The organism is Microvirga calopogonii, assembly GCF_003347665.1.
In the GTDB taxonomy this organism is placed as follows: Bacteria; Pseudomonadota; Alphaproteobacteria; order Rhizobiales; family Beijerinckiaceae; genus Microvirga; species Microvirga calopogonii.
In genome coordinates this window covers 1-13,031 of sequence record NZ_QDGA01000123.1, presented here as the reverse complement: position 1 = coordinate 13,031, position 13,031 = coordinate 1, and the positions used below count along the sequence as shown (strand labels likewise).

Sequence of the window (13,031 nt, the reverse complement as noted above, 5' to 3'; positions counted from 1 at the left end):
CATGGTTCCTCTCCAAAGGGATACAACGCAAGCCCTTCAATTCCGGTGATTTAGGGCCGAGCGATGCTCTGGGGTTGTCGGGCATGGGATGTCGATCGGTTGTTTTTCCGGCGTCGAACAAAGCTTAGCCGCGAATAATCCCCATAACTTATCTAAGTTCTTGCTTTGTTCTGGCATCTGGAATTCATATGAGCTAGGGTCAATACGCAGAAATTACAGAAGAAGAACCAAGATGAGCATGGACAAGAATAAGGCTATCGAAACAGCGGTGGCCCAGATCGAGCGTGCCTTTGGCAAGGGCTCGATCATGCGCCTTGGCGGCAGTCAGGTCGTCGAGGTGGAGACGATTTCGACCGGCTCCCTCGGGCTCGATATTGCTCTGGGTGTAGGGGGCCTTCCGAGAGGTCGCGTCGTCGAGGTGTATGGGCCAGAGTCGTCAGGCAAAACAACGCTGGCGCTCCAGACCGTCGCCGAGGCCCAGAGGACGGGTGGCGTTTGCGGGTTTATCGATGCGGAGCATGCGCTCGATCCAGCCTATGCGCGAAAGCTGGGCGTCAACCTCGATGACCTTCTGATCTCTCAACCGGACAATGGCGAACAGGCGCTTGAAATTGCCGATACCTTGATCCGTTCGGGTTCTGTCGATGTGCTGGTCATCGACTCGGTGGCGGCGCTCACCCCGAAAGCCGAGATTGAGGGCGAGATGGGCGAGAGCCGCCCCGGTCTTCAGGCCCGTCTGATGAGTCAGGCGTTGCGCAAGCTTACCGGTTCGATCAGCCGCACAAAAACAATGGTGATCTTCATCAACCAGATCCGCATGAAGATCGGCGTCATGTACGGAAGCCCTGAGACCACGACGGGCGGCAACGCCCTGAAGTTCTACGCTTCTGTCCGCCTCGACATCCGCCGCGTCTCGACGCTCAAGGATCGCGACGAGCCGATCGGCAACCAGGTGCGGGTGAAGGTCGTGAAGAACAAGGTGGCTCCGCCCTTCAAGCAGGTCGAGTTCGACATCATGTTCGGCGAGGGCATCTCCAAGATGGGCGAACTCATCGATCTTGGGGTCAAGGCCAACGTCGTCGAGAAGTCCGGCGCCTGGTTCTCGTACGACAGCCAGCGCCTGGGACAAGGTCGTGAGAACGCCAAGACCTTCCTCAAGGACAATCCCAAGATTGCTTCTGAAATTGAGGCGAGGATCCGTCAGAGCGCGGGTCTGCTGATGGATGCGCTGCAGGCCAACGATGCAGCCGATGCTCCGGCGGATGATGCGGCATAAGTCCGAGCTAGGAATGCCGGCCCGGATCAGCCGACGTCCCGCACAGCACACAGTGTGAGCCCAGAGGATCAGAAATCTGATCCCGTCACTTCCTCGGTGGTCACGCGAAACTCCACCAGGGTGCTGGGACCAAACGTGAGGGTCAGCGGCACGTCGGCAGCATCGCGACCGCGAGCGATCAGAATTCTGCCGATCCGCGGATCGTTGTTGCGCGGATCGAACGTATGCCACGTCCCACCCAGAAAGACCTCGATCCAAGCGGCAAAGTCCTGAGGTGCATGAGGCGGCGGAAGGCCGATGTCGCTGATGTATCCGGTACAGTAGCGAGCGGGAATGTTGAGGCACCGGCAGAACGTGAGCGCCAGATGAGCATAATCACGGCACACGCCCCGCCTTTCGCCATAGGCTTCAGCCGCTGTCCGCGTCGCACGTGAGTGCTCGTAGCCGAAGGTGATATGATCGTGCACGTAGTCGCAGATGGCTTGAACGCGCGTCCAGCCGGGTGGGGTTGTTCCAAATAGGCTCCAGGCGACGTCGGAGAGCCGGTCCGTTTCGCAGTACCGACTTCCCAGCAGGAAGAGCAGGGTTTCTGCGGGAAGGTTCTGGATTTGGACCTGCTCAGCCTTGGGAACTGTCGTGTCCCACCGGCCCGTATCGCGGACTACAGTTTCGGTTTTGAGGGAGAGCCTTCCAGGCGGTGCAACGAGGCGGTTGCACCAGTTCCCGAAGCTGTCCCGGTACCCCTCCACAGGCACTGATGGGGTCGTGGTCAGGTAATCGGGCCGCTCCAGGTCAGACACTCTCGACGAGTGCACATTGAGGATCGCGAACATGGGCGTGGCTTGCCCGAACTCGTAGGTCATCTCACAGCCGACGCGGATCCGCATGGTTTTTCCCTCAAGGGTTGAGCAAAGGCAGACTTCGAGCCGCCAGAGACGGTGATTGATCCTCGCCGGAATAGCGCCGGCAGACGCCTCGCGCGTGCTTCTCGATTGCAGCGAGGGCCGCATTGGGCGAAATGTAAGGCCCATGGCTCATGCCGGCCATGGTCTCCAAAGCATGGACGGCCGGCTAGATCGCGAGCTGCTGATCGGATGTCGCTGCGATGCGCCCCATCGAGCGGCCGAGCAGATCAGTCAGATTCCATGCCTTGCCATCGTCTGTTGAGGTCACAATTACGCCCAAGCTTACCCCCAGTGCGGTTCGTACAAAAGCATAGCAGCTATCGGTTGAACCACGAAGGCCGTGAACCGCTGTGTTGATAGCAGGACGGATCAGATTCGCGCACTATCCGGGGCATGAGGGTGGCGTCGATCCTTATGTGGCACGCTTTCAGAACCATCCATCAACGACACTGAATTCGCCCGCTCCGGCTCCGTGAGGGCTTATCGGCATGCAGCTTACTTAAGCCGACTACGTCTTCAATAGGTCAATGACCTGAACCCATCCTATCGGATCGACGGCGTTGCAACATCATACACCCATCAGCGACCACTACCGGTCATCACGGTCTTTCTGGGCCGGCACCATTCTGCTGCGGGCTTTGCTTGTCTTGTGACTGGCGAGATCCTTAATGAATGCCGCCGCCCACCGTTTGACATTGGAGTCCCAAAGAACTTTCGACATGGCCTGCCAGCGTGCGACCCGCTCCTCCCGGCTCATGTGCAGCGCCTGCTGAATAGCCTCCGCGACTTCGACCTTGTCGTTGGGATTAACAATGAGGGCATCGGTGAGCTCCTCAGCAGCTCCGGCAAATTTTGACAGAATGAGCACGCCGAGGTCCTGCGGGTCCTGAGCTGCCACGTATTCTTTGGCCACGAGATTCATCCCATCCCGCATGGGGGTCACCAGACCGACTCGGGCCAGCCAATAAAGGCCAGCGAGGACTGCACGAGAATAGGTGCTGGTCACGTAGTGGATCGGCACCCAGCCCGGCTCACCCAAGGAGCCGTTGATCCGCCCCAGCGTCTCATTCACGTCTCGGCTGAGGGTTGCGTACTCGGGCACTTCGCTGCGGCTTGTTGGAGCAATCTGGAGATAGGTCACCCGTACCCGCTGATCCGGATGGTTGACCAGAAAGCGCTCGAAAGCCTCCATGCGCTCACGAATGCCCTTTGAATAATCCAGCCGATCAACCCCGATGATCAGCTTGCGCGACCCCAGACCAGCAATCGTCTGCTTGAGAAGCCGGCTTGAGCCCGAGCGGCGAGCGGCCTGCTGAAACCCATTGACGTCAATGCCGATTGGGACACTTTTGATGCGCACTCGGCGGCTTCCGACGTCGAGAAGATCGGCCCTGTGGTGGATAGCACCAAGGTCCTGGACGAGGCTGCGCCTGAGGTTATCGGCATCCCGCTCGGTCTGCACACCTACAAGATCATAGTCCGGGATGACACGCAGGAGCTCTGTGCTGCCTGGAAGAGCTCCAAACACCTCGGGCGCGGGCCAGGGAATGTGATGAAAGTACCCGATCGGGTTGGTGATCCCGACAGCCCGCAGTTCGCTCGCGAGGGGGATGAGATGATAATCGTGAACCCAGACGAGATCATCAGGCTGGATCAGAAAGGCCAACGCACTGGCAAAGCTCCGATTGACCCGCAAGTACCCTGCGTAATCAGCCCGCGAGAACTCGGACAAACCAATCCGATAGTGCATGATGGGCCAGAGCGCCCGGTTGGCGAAGCCGCTATAGTACTCCTGCCGGTCGAGCGATGTCAGGTCCATGACGGCATACTGCACCTGTCCTTTGTCAATGATTTTAGGCTGGACTGCCGGATGGGCTGACACCTTGCCGCCCCAGCCGAACCGCAGCCCCCGGTAGGCCTGGAACGCCTCGTGCAGGGCACGGCCAAGCCTCCTGCGGCAGCCTTTCCGGTGGCGTCCGGGACAGCCACGCGATTGGAGATGACAACGAGCCGTCGCAACTGCACGTTTCCTTCGGTAGCAGGGTAGAGGGTACCCTAAGGACAAACCGAGTGGCAAATAGCGCGAGCCCAGTGGTGCCTTGAAGATTCGGCAGCGTTCCACAGGGATCCTGCAATTAGCGTTGCCTCTTTGACGCACACGGGATCGGGCGCATGATCGCAGTATCAGCCCGACAGGCGCGAGGATCTGGCCAAGGCGGAGCGGGGTATCGCCGAGGGTGAGCGGCGGGTGGTCGAGCAGATCATCCTGATTGAGCAGATGAGGCGACAAGGCCGGGACACCACCCTGGGACGCGCCCTGAAGATTCTGCAAGGATTTCCACGGGCCGCTCTCCGGGATGGATGCGTTCCGGCCCTCACCGCCGCGCATGCCTCCGCATGAAAGCGTTCCAGGGGATGCTTGGCGAACCGTGACAGCCAGCTCCATCTGAGCGGAACATTCCAGAGGGCGGGCGACATTGCGGTCCCACCCGAAATTGCAAAGCTCACTGGCAGGCCTATTTATGGGAGGGGCGGCATTTCCGGTCCCTGGCCTGCGCGGGGTATCGATGTCTGCCATTCGTCGACGAAACAATGTTAAGGTCATCGGACAGGGCGAACAGCCCATGGTTCTCGCACACGGCTACGGCTGTGATCAGAACATGTGGCGCTTCATCACCCCGGCCTTCGAGGACCGCTATAGGATCGTCCTCTTCGACCATGTCGGCCACGGCCAGTCCGATGCCGGATCCTTTGATCTGGAAAGATACGGCTCGCTCGACGGCTATGCCGACGACGTGCTGGCAATCTGCCGGGAGCTGGGCCTGACGAACGTGATCTTCGTCGGCCATTCCGTCAGTGCCATGATCGGGGTGCTCGCCGCGATCAGGGAACCGGAACGGTTCGACCGCTTGATCCTGATCGGCCCGTCGCCGCGCTACATCGATGAGGGAGACTACGTCGGCGGGTTCAAGCCGGAGGACATCGAGGGCCTGCTCGACTTCCTCGACAGCAACCATCTCGGCTGGTCGAGCACCATGGCCCCGGCCATCATGGGCAACCCGGACCGGCCGGAACTGGGGGAGGAACTTACCAACAGCTTCTGCCGCACCGATCCCGAGATCGCCAAGCACTTTGCCCGCGTGACGTTTCTCTCCGACAACCGAGCCGACCTCCCGAGTGTCAGGACGAAAGCTCTCATCCTCCAGTGCTCGCAAGACGTGATTGCCCCTGAAGCCGTCGGGCGCTACATGCACCAGAACCTCCCGGGCAGCGAGTTCGTTCGGCTCAGCGCCACGGGGCATTGCCCGAACCTGAGCGCGCCCGAGGAGACGATCGCGGCCATGACGGCATTTTTGGACGAACCCGCCCCGCCCCCGGCATCCGCGTCGTGACGATGGACCAAGGGCCACAGATCGAAACCGTCGAGGAACTCTACGAGCACGCCCCCTGTGGCTATCTCTCGACCTTGCCGGACGGCACGATCATCAGGGCCAACCAGACCTTCCTCGACTGGATTGGCATCGCCCGGCAGGACCTCGTCGGCCACAAGTGCTTCCAGGATCTGCTGGGCGTCGGCGGGCGCATCTTCCATGACACGCATCTGACCCCGCTCCTGCGGATGCAGGGCTTCGTGAACGAGATCGCGTTCGACCTGACCTGCGCCGATGGCCGCTCCTTGCCCGTTCTTGCCAATACGGTTCAGAAGCGGGATGAAGCCGGCCATCCTGTCGTCAACCGCATTTGGCTCTTCAATGCCACCGATCGGCGAAAGTACGAGCGTGAGCTTCTCCTCGCCCGCCAAAAGGCTGAGCAGTCCGCGCAGGAGTTCAAGCGCCTGAACGAGACTCTCGAGGAGCGGGTGGCCCATGAGGTGGCCGAGCGCCTGAAGGCCGAAGACGCCATGCGCCAGTCCCAGAAGCTGGAAGTGGTGGGGCAGCTCACCGGAGGCATCGCTCACGATTTCAACAATCTGCTCACCGTCATCAAGTCGTCGACCGATCTCCTCAAGCGGCCCGACCTGTCGGATGAGCGGCGGGACCGCTACGTCGGTGCGATCTCCGACACGGTCGACCGCGCTGCCAAGCTCACTGGCCAGCTTCTCGCCTTCTCCCGTCGTCAGGCGCTCAAGCCCGAGGTGTTCGATGCAGGCCAAGCCGTTCGCATGCTCGGCGAGATGGTCGGCACGCTGACAGGAGCCCGGGTCCAGGTCGTCACGCACCTGCCTGAGGAGCCGTGCTTCATCAACGCCGATCCGAGCCAGTTCGACACCGCGCTGGTCAACATCGCGGTCAATGCGCGCGACGCGATGGAGGGCGAAGGCCGGATCATCATCGCGGTGAGGCCCGTCGAGGAGATGCCTGCCGTGAGAGCGCACGCGGCGGTGAGGGGGCTCTACGTCGCGGTTTCCATATCCGACACCGGCTCGGGTATCCCTATCGGCCAGCTCGAGCGGATCTTCGAGCCGTTCTTCACCACCAAGGGCGTCGGCCAAGGTACTGGCCTCGGCCTGTCGCAGGTGTTCGGGTTCGCCAAGCAGTCGGGCGGCGAGGTGGTGGTCGAGAGCATGGTCGGGCAGGGCACCACCTTTACGCTGTATCTGCCCCGTGTCTCGGCATCGGTCGGAGCAATGGTGGCTATGGCGGAGACGGAGCAGACCGAGGACGGGCGCGGCACCTGCGTCTTGGTGGTCGAGGACAACCGCGACGTTGGGACCTTCGTCACCCAGACGCTGGACGAGCTGGGCTACCGCACACATTGGGTTGAAAGCGCCCAGGCCGCCCTTGACGAACTGGCTGCATCGCCGGGCGTGCATGAGATCGTATTCTCGGACGTGGTGATGCCGGGCATGAACGGGGTCGAGTTGGCCCGTGAGGTGCAGCGGCTCTATCCGGACCTGCCGCTGGTGCTGACAAGCGGCTACAGCCACGTGCTCGCCCAGGAGGGCGGCCACGGTTTCGAGCTATTGCAGAAGCCGTACTCGGTCGAGGCGCTCTCGCGCGTATTGCGCAAGGCGGCCTCCCGGAGCCAAGGCCAGCGACTACGGGCCCGTTAGCACGCCGGCCGAGGCGGCTCTCAAGAAACGTGGGCTTCACGCAAGATGCGATTGGCGTTGCCGTACGCCCCTCGCGAAATCATGAGGCGTCACCGCCGATGTGGACTTTCCCGAGAACTTTAGGCTTCACCGTGAAGCTTGGCGGGGACACATCATTACGTGCGTTGTTGGATCATCGGTTGCCCCGGCGTTAATCTGCGCCATCAGGTCGGCGATCCGGAGCACGGACACTTCATGACTGAGACGGTTACCGGACAGGCTCAAGCCGAGATCGTGCCATCAAGCTTGGCCCCACGGCCCAGGTCAGAGGACGCGACGCACCCGAGAGTACGATTGGGCAGTAACATCCCTGCGGCCATCGAGGTCTGGCCCCAGCAGCTCAAGGTCATGGTGGATCTGATCCTGAATGCACCATTCGGCATGATTGTCTTGGGGCCGGATCTGGTCCAGATCTACAACGATGCCTGTTGCGCCGTCATGGGAGCCAAGCATCCCGGAGGACTGGACCAGCCGACCTTCAGTTGATCCGCTGTCGGCGGTGGCATCTGAGGAGCCGCTTTTGCTGAACAGTCGGCACAGTGTTCCATGGGTCGTCGCGAAGACCTTCCGCACGGTTGCAAGCGCGTCCCATACTGGACCTAATGCGAAATTACGGTTTCAGCGTCTCGGTGGAGATGATTTTTTGCGCCTCCTGCTCCTCGATCTCCGCCAGCCTCTCAAGGTACTGAGCTGTCTCAAGGAGCTGCTGTTTCACGTCCAGCAGCGATATCCATTTGGCAACGTCTTGGGCCTCTTTGGCCTGCCGTCGATATTCCTTGGCTTTGTGGAGCCGGCGGGCTGGCATAGCGCATCCTGGGGCGGGAGCCTCAGCAGGAGGCGATGGATAAGCTTAGACTGACGGGCAGCAACCTGCTTTAAAGCAGGTTAAAAAATGCTGCTCCATATTGGGGGTGATGCAAAATTCGCAGACGATTGACTTACGCGTGCGCGAGCATTGCCCTCACCATGCCAAGTTCCCAGTAGGGATGCAGGAAGAGGGGGTCGAGCTCTTGTTCGATCTGCTGCATCCGCTCAACCTGCTGGGCAGTTCGCATCAGGATCTGCCGATGGGCCTCTCGCAGCCTTGACGCTTCCGCAATGGCAGCCTCGCCACGCCTGAGCAGGGCATCTTCGTGAGGCTGAGGAGCCAGGACGAAGCTTGCGCCATGCCGCTCCTCGAGCTCGGCCAGGACGTCGAACCGATTGGCGTCGTCAAGGAGCTTCTGGCGCTCATCCGTCAAGGAAAGACACTTGGCGACAGCGCGGGCCTCCTGGGCTCGTCGACGGTAAACAGCCGCTTTGTCATGCGTGAACATAGCCCTGACCTCTATCGGCAGGCTTACTATGGAGCAACGACCCTCCTTTAGCCGAGTTCCAGACTGTGGGTTGAGATTGTGGGTAGTCCTCTCAACCGGTAAGAAGCGGCTTCCACCCCTGGATTTGTCGATCAGAGCAGAAGCGCGGCGGATCTCCAAAGAGGCGCCAATAGCCGATACCCGCCTTGGGATGGAGCGTCCAAAACCCCACGGTCAACGGGATCTCAGGTGGGAGCTCGTCCGCGATCATCCAGAGGATCACAGGCGTGCCGTCGCGAGGTGCAGTGGCAACCGAGGCCCAGCCGCTCATGGTCGTTCTCGGCATGGTGGATAGACCTCAGCGAGCCTATCAATGACAGGTAGAAGCCTTTGTTCGCGGCTCCATTCTGTGGCTTATGCGAAATTGCCGGGCAGACTTACGTGCCCGGTCTCGGTGGTGGGTAGGTGCCAGGCATCACGCGCTGGTAGATGCGCCGGATCCGGCCGTAGCACTCGCACACCGTCTCCTCGAGACCGGCTCGATCGGTCACCGTGATGCTCCCGCGTCCCTGCTGAATGAGCCCCGCCGTTTGCAGCGTGCGCGTCACCACGCTCACGGTCGAGCGTTGCACGCCCAGCATCTCGGCCAGAAACTCGTGCGTGAGCGGCAGGGTATCCTGCTCGGCCCGGTCATGCATCATCAGGATCCAGCGGCAGCAGCGCGCTTCGACCGGATGAACGGCGTTACAGGTGAGGATCTGGAAGGTCTGGGCGAGCAGGACCTCGCCGTAGCTGGCGATCAACCGCCGCAGCTTGGGGTGAGCATTGCGCACCTCATTCAGGGTCTCAACCGGAATGCGTGAGGCGGTGCCGGCCATCTGCACCACATACCGCCCAAAGGCCTCGCGGCTCACGAGGGCACTCAGCAGGCCCACGACCCCGCCGCGCCCGAACAGGGCCACCTCGACCGTGGTACCGTCTTCCAGCACATTCACGAGCGACACCACGGCATGATGCGGGAAGTAAGCGTGGCGGATGGGATCACCGGCTTCGTAGAGCACCTGCTTCAGGGTCAGTTCGACCACCTCCAAGTGGGGCTCCAGAGCCGCAAAGTCTTCAGGCTCCAGAGCGGCCAAGAGCCAGTTCGTGCGGTGATCCGCTTGCGGAGCGTGGGGCATGGCCACAACCCTCCTCCACTCAGATAACACGGTCGGGGGCAAATTATTCCAGCGTGGCCGGATCCATTCTATGGCTTATGAGTAATTCATGGTCCACGCGCGCGCCGAGGCGCATACTTGGGAACCATGCCGAACGTGCAGCACGAGCGCGAACACTTGGCCAAGGCGGACCGGGACATCGCCGACGGCGAGAGGCGTGTGGCCCAGCAGATCATCCTGATCGAGCAGATGAGGAAGGATGGCCAGAACACCGCTCTTGCAGAGGAGTTCCTTCGAAACTTGGAGCAGACCCTTGAGCAGTGGCATGCCCACCGGCGGCTCATCCTAGACGCAATCGCGCGAGGGTGAAGGCCTGCCCAAATGGGGGTTATGGGAGATGGTACTCAGTTCTACAGCAGCCCTTATTTTTGGCGATCTGTCACCCATAACGCTACAATTGGCTTAACCAAGGTAACGGAATGACCCGCTCCCGAGAGTCTCTCCCCGTCGCTCCGCCTCATCCGGGGTGGATCTTGCGTGACCAGGTTTTGCCTGGCCTTGGCCTCTCGGTCAGCCAAGCCGCCCGCGAGCTGCGCATCGCGCGTCAGACCCTCCACCGGGTTATGGCCGGTACGGCCGCAGTCAGTCCCGAGATGGCCACGCGTCTGGCGCGGCTCTCGGGCACGACACCTCGGTTTTGGCTCGACCGGCAGCAGCAATACGACCTCTGGCACGCCGAACAGGCACTCGCTGGCGTGCTCGGGTTGATCCCGACTCACACTCTTCCGGCCGCTCTTCAGAACGAGATTGGACTTCATCATGACCGCTAAACCGCAGGCCTCTCCGAAAGCACGGACCGGGGTTGCGGGGCTCGACGACATCCTTGCCGGAGGCTTGTCCCCCGGACATGTCTACCTGCTGGAGGGCAGCCCCGGTACCGGCAAAACCACCATTGCCCTTCAGTTCCTGCTCGAAGGCGCTAGGGCCGGAGAGACCGGGCTCTACATCACCATGTCGGAGACGGAAGCCGAGCTGCGCGAGGGGGCGGCCTCGCATGGCTGGACCATCGGCGACGGCGTTCAGGTGTTCGAGCTCGTGCCGCCGGAGAACCTGCTCGATGACGAGCACCAGCAGAGCCTGCTCTACTCGTCGGATCTGGAGCTGGGTGAGACCACCAAGGCGGTGTTCGAGGCGATCGACCGAGCCCAGCCGGTCCGCATCGTGATCGACAGCCTGTCCGAGATCCGCCTCCTGGCACAGAGCTCCCTGCGCTATCGTCGTCAGATCCTGGCGATGAAGCACTACTTTGCCCGGCAGGGCGCGACGGTGCTGATGCTGGACGACCTGACCACCGACACGAATGACAAAACCGTTCACAGCCTCGCCCACGGCGTCATCCGCCTGGAGGGGCTGACGCCCAACTACGGCGCCGAGCGCCGCCGCCTGCGAGTGATCAAGTACCGTGGCCAGTCGTTCCGGGGCGGCTTCCACGACTTCATCATTGCCGAGGGAGGCGACCAGGTCTTTCCGCGCCTAGTCTCCGGTGAGCACAAGACCGGCTTTGACCGTGATGTGCTCACCAGCGGCATTGGTGAGCTCGATACACTCCTGGGCGGCGGCATCGAGCAGGGCTCCAGTACCTTGATCATGGGACCTGCGGGAGCAGGCAAGTCCCTGCTGGCTGTCCAGTTCGCCGTCGCTGCCGCCGCGCGGGGCGAGAAGGCGGCCTTGTTCATCTTCGACGAGGAGCTTGGGTTGCTCAAGGACCGCACCAGGCTGATGGGCATCGATCTGGACGCGCTGTGCGCCAGCGGTCACCTGTTCATCGAGCAGGTCGACGCCGCCGAGCTCTCCCCGGGAGAGTTCGCCCACAGGGTGCGCGCCAGGGTCGATCGCAACAGCGTCAAGACGGTCGTGATCGATGGCCTCAACGGGTACCAGGCCGCCATGCCGGACGAGCAGTTCCTGACCCTGCATATCCATGAGCTGTTGCAGTACCTGAACCGGCAGGGCGCCTCGACCTTCCTGACCATGGCCCAGCACGGTCTTCTCGACGACATGAGGTCCCCGGTCGACGTCACGTATCTGGCCGACACGGTGATCCTGCTGCGCTACTTCGAGGCGTTCGGCCAGGTCCGGCGGGCGATCTCTGTTATCAAGAAGCGCTTCGGCACGCACGAGAATACCATCCGAGAGATCCGCATCGATAGCAGAGGCATTGCCATCGGAGAGCCCCTGGAGGGCTTCCAGGGTGTTCTGCGCGGCACGCCGGTCTTGGCCAATGGGGACCGCGCCCGGCTGCTCGAAGACCGCTGACATGAGCGAAACACTTCACCTCCATTCGGAGCGGGCGCTCATCCTGGCTCCGCATGGACGGGATGCGGCTGTTGCGGCGGACATCCTGCACGCTGCGGGGCTCGCGGCCGAGATCTGCCCTGACCTGCCCGCGCTGGTCCGTGAGATCGCTCAGGGGGCGGGCTTTGCGCTCGTCACGGACGAGGCTTTCCGCACCGCCGATCTGAAGGAGCTTTCCCGTTGGCTGTCGGACCAACCCCCCTGGTCTGACTTCGCCTTCGTGCTCCTCACCCGTCGCGGTGGCGGGGTTGAGCGCAATCCGGCCCTGGCGCGTCTGTCCGAGGTCCTGGGCAACGTGGTGTTCCTGGAACGCCCTTTTCATGCCGGGACGCTGGTGAGCGTCGCCCGCTCCGCCCTGCGGGGACGGCTTCGGCAATACGAGGCACGGGCCCGGCTGGAGGATCTGCACGAAGGTGAGGAGCGGCTGAGAGCGGCGCTCGACAAGGAAAGGCGCGCGGCCGAGCATCAGAGGGTGCTCATCAATGAGTTAAACCACCGGGTGAAGAACACGCTCGCCACCGTGCAGTCGATTTCGGCCCAGACCCTACGCACGGCGGACACGAAAGCGGACGCGCGCGAGGCGTTGGAAATGCGTCTGCTGGCTTTGTCCCGGGCCCATGACGTGCTCACCCGCGAGAGCTGGGAAGGCGCGGACCTGGTCGAAGTGGTCGCCAATGCCCTGAGACCTTATGAGACCTCAGGGGAGAGCCGTTTCCACATCAAAGGGCCGCATGTGCGGGTCACGCCGCGCATGTCGCTGGCGCTGGCGATGGCGCTGCATGAGCTGGCGACCAATGCTGTGAAGTATGGGGCGCTGTCCAACAAGACCGGCACCATTGAGGTGTCGTGGGAGCTGCAAAACGGAACCGCGCCACCGCGCCTGAGCTTGCGCTGGATCGAGGCCGGAGGGCCGCCGGTGGTGGCTCCGAGCCGGCGGGGCTTTGGGTCGCG

General features: G+C 62.1%; 13 protein-coding genes and 1 pseudogene. 8 read left to right on the top strand and 6 right to left on the bottom strand.

Annotation, left to right across the window (positions count from 1 at the left end; all coding sequences use genetic code 11):
• Positions 1–238 precede the first annotated feature (238 nt).
• Positions 239–1,276, top strand: coding sequence for a recombinase RecA (recA, locus tag DDF70_RS32290; protein WP_162820662.1), 1,038 nt, complete (start codon positions 239–241; stop codon positions 1,274–1,276).
• Between the two features lie 68 nt (positions 1,277–1,344).
• Here the strand turns inward: recA and DDF70_RS32285 are convergent, their stop codons facing one another.
• Together DDF70_RS32285 and DDF70_RS32275 are read right to left on the bottom strand one after the other, a co-directional pair.
• On the bottom strand, positions 1,345–2,163 hold the full coding sequence (locus DDF70_RS32285) for a transglutaminase-like domain-containing protein (RefSeq protein WP_114947600.1): 819 nt from the start codon (positions 2,161–2,163) through the stop codon (positions 1,345–1,347).
• Between the two features lie 607 nt (positions 2,164–2,770).
• A pseudogene (locus tag DDF70_RS32275) lies at positions 2,771–4,200 on the bottom strand (alpha,alpha-trehalose-phosphate synthase (UDP-forming)).
• Positions 4,201–4,748: 548 nt separating this feature from the next.
• Between DDF70_RS32275 and DDF70_RS32270 the strand changes: the two are divergent.
• The 3 genes from DDF70_RS32270 to DDF70_RS32260 all read left to right on the top strand — a co-directional run bounded on the left by DDF70_RS32270 (position 4,749) and on the right by DDF70_RS32260 (position 7,759).
• Positions 4,749–5,573: an alpha/beta fold hydrolase gene (locus tag DDF70_RS32270; protein ID WP_114948713.1), complete on the top strand. Its 825-nt coding sequence runs from the start codon at positions 4,749–4,751 to the stop codon at positions 5,571–5,573.
• Between the two features lie 2 nt (positions 5,574–5,575).
• Positions 5,576–7,234 carry a PAS domain-containing hybrid sensor histidine kinase/response regulator gene (locus tag DDF70_RS32265; protein ID WP_114948712.1) on the top strand — a complete coding sequence of 553 codons (1,659 nt, stop codon included), beginning with the start codon at positions 5,576–5,578 and terminating at the stop codon, positions 7,232–7,234.
• Between the two features lie 333 nt (positions 7,235–7,567).
• Positions 7,568–7,759 carry a hypothetical protein gene (locus DDF70_RS32260; RefSeq protein ID WP_114948711.1) on the top strand — a complete coding sequence of 64 codons (192 nt, stop codon included), beginning with the start codon at positions 7,568–7,570 and terminating at the stop codon, positions 7,757–7,759.
• Between the two features lie 124 nt (positions 7,760–7,883).
• Here DDF70_RS32260 and DDF70_RS32255 read toward each other — a convergent pair whose 3' ends face one another.
• From DDF70_RS32255 to DDF70_RS32240, 4 genes are all read right to left on the bottom strand, one after another.
• Complete coding sequence (locus DDF70_RS32255) at positions 7,884–8,078, bottom strand: hypothetical protein (RefSeq protein ID WP_114948710.1); 195 nt, start codon at positions 8,076–8,078, stop codon at positions 7,884–7,886.
• Positions 8,079–8,211: 133 nt separating this feature from the next.
• The gene (locus DDF70_RS32250) at positions 8,212–8,514 is read right to left on the bottom strand and encodes a hypothetical protein (protein ID WP_162820838.1); all 303 of its coding nucleotides are present in this window, start codon (positions 8,512–8,514) and stop codon (positions 8,212–8,214) included.
• Positions 8,515–8,680: 166 nt separating this feature from the next.
• Positions 8,681–8,899, bottom strand: coding sequence for a hypothetical protein (locus DDF70_RS32245; RefSeq protein WP_162820837.1), 219 nt, complete (start codon positions 8,897–8,899; stop codon positions 8,681–8,683).
• Between the two features lie 106 nt (positions 8,900–9,005).
• Entirely contained in the window at positions 9,006–9,746 is a 741-nt protein-coding gene (locus tag DDF70_RS32240) for a Crp/Fnr family transcriptional regulator (RefSeq protein ID WP_114948707.1), read from the bottom strand.
• A 126-nt stretch (positions 9,747–9,872) separates the two neighbouring features.
• Between DDF70_RS32240 and DDF70_RS32235 the strand changes: the two genes are divergently transcribed.
• The 4 genes from DDF70_RS32235 to DDF70_RS32220 all read left to right on the top strand — a co-directional run.
• Positions 9,873–10,094, top strand: a complete 222-nt coding sequence (locus DDF70_RS32235; protein WP_114948706.1) for a hypothetical protein — start codon at positions 9,873–9,875, stop codon at positions 10,092–10,094.
• Between the two features lie 110 nt (positions 10,095–10,204).
• Positions 10,205–10,555 carry a HigA family addiction module antitoxin gene (locus DDF70_RS32230; RefSeq protein WP_114948705.1) on the top strand — a complete coding sequence of 117 codons (351 nt, stop codon included), beginning with the start codon at positions 10,205–10,207 and terminating at the stop codon, positions 10,553–10,555.
• A complete protein-coding gene (locus DDF70_RS32225) occupies positions 10,542–12,041 on the top strand; it encodes an ATPase domain-containing protein (protein WP_205772557.1) in 1,500 nt (499 codons plus the stop codon). The genes DDF70_RS32230 and DDF70_RS32225 overlap by 14 nt, the downstream gene beginning before the upstream one ends.
• Position 12,042: 1 nt before the next feature.
• A partial coding sequence (locus DDF70_RS32220) for a sensor histidine kinase (protein WP_162820836.1) occupies positions 12,043–13,031 on the top strand: 989 nt, incomplete at its 3' end.